This window comes from Vibrio sp. Vb1554 (assembly GCF_033344235.1).
This window is the reverse complement of record NZ_JAWPOJ010000300.1, coordinates 1-1,202: the sequence shown is the minus strand read 5'-3', so window position 1 is coordinate 1,202 and position 1,202 is coordinate 1. Positions and strand designations below refer to the sequence as shown.

3 protein-coding genes are annotated in these 1,202 nt (G+C 44.3%); 2 read left to right on the top strand and 1 reads right to left on the bottom strand.

Annotated features, from left to right (window positions below; translation table 11 throughout):
• Nucleotides 1-134: helix-turn-helix domain-containing protein (locus R8N28_RS25805; RefSeq protein WP_318183733.1), on the top strand; the 134-nt coding region annotated here is incomplete at its 5' end.
• A gap of 76 nt (nt 135-210) precedes the next feature.
• On the top strand, nt 211-393 hold the full coding sequence (locus R8N28_RS25800) for a hypothetical protein (RefSeq protein ID WP_021451574.1): 183 nt from the start codon (nt 211-213) through the stop codon (nt 391-393).
• 47 nt (nt 394-440) lie between these two features.
• Here R8N28_RS25800 and R8N28_RS25795 read toward each other — a convergent pair.
• Nucleotides 441-1,202: TRAP transporter large permease (locus R8N28_RS25795; RefSeq protein ID WP_318183732.1), on the bottom strand; the 762-nt coding region annotated here is incomplete at its 5' end.

The window sequence follows — 1,202 nt, the reverse complement described above, 5'->3', positions numbered from 1 at the left end:
AGGCAGCGATAGAAAATGCGCTACTAGAAAACAATGGCAGCATCAAACAAACGATGGAACAGTTGAATGTGCCTCGAAAAACGCTGTATGACAAAATGCAACGCTATCAGATAGATAAAGAGCTCTATAAATAAAACAGGTTCGCACGATTGGTATTATATCCAACTTGAATCATAATTTTGCTAAGGCAATTATTGGGCTCATATGGATATGAATGAAAAAGTGAGGATACCGATCATTACCGATACAGTGATGGTAGACGGCCAATATCAAGAAGAAAGACGCTCCGGTGAAGACCGACGTAAAAACAAAAAGAAGTGGCACGGCTATGAGCGCAGAGTCCATCCCGATCCGAGAAAACAAGATTTTAAATCCATAGACGAAGAGGTGTGATAGCTCACACCTCTTTTTGGTTGCGTGAATGTAATTCGGAAAATGTGTTATTTAGTGATTATTTCTGGCCCCATCAAGGTCGTAGGTAACCAAGTTGATACCCAAGGTACATAAGTCACAATTATCAAGAACAAGAACATGACACCCACCCATGGCAATGCCGCTTTTACAACATTCATCATCGACATTCTTGCCACCCCAGCCGTTACAAACAGGTTCAACCCGACTGGTGGCGTTATCATGCCGATTTCCATGTTCACCACCATCATGATACCGAGGTGAATTGGGTCGATGCCCAGCGCAATGGCAATTGGGAACACCAAAGGAGCAACGATGATCAATAAGCCCGAAGGCTCCATAAACTGACCACCGATCAGGAGCAACAAGTTTACAACTATCAAGAACGTAATTGGCCCAAGCCCCGCAGACAGCATCGATTCCGTGATCATCTGAGGGATACGTTCTTCAGTCAGTACGTGTTTTAAGATCAGTGCATTAGCAATGATAAACAGCAGCATGATGGTAAGCTTGCCTGCTTCATACAAGGTATGCTTAGTGTCTTCATGGACAAAGGTCTGAATCACTTTGACGATCGCTGGTTTGGTGTTTTGCTTATCAGCAAATGGTCCCATGTCTTTATATATAAAGTTCGCGATCAAGAATGAGTACACCGCCGCAACTGCCGCAGCCTCTGTTGGTGTGAAAATGCCGCCATAGATACCGCCAAGGATGATCACCACCAGCAACAAGCCCCAACTCGCATCTTTGGCTGCATCAAACGTTTCTTTCCATCCCACGAATGGTTGCTT

Bases quoted from the DNA above. Each gene is read 5' to 3' on its own strand.
- R8N28_RS25800 (WP_021451574.1), top strand. From the start codon at position 211: ATGAATGAAAAAGTGAGGATACCGATCATTACCGATACAGTGATGGTA.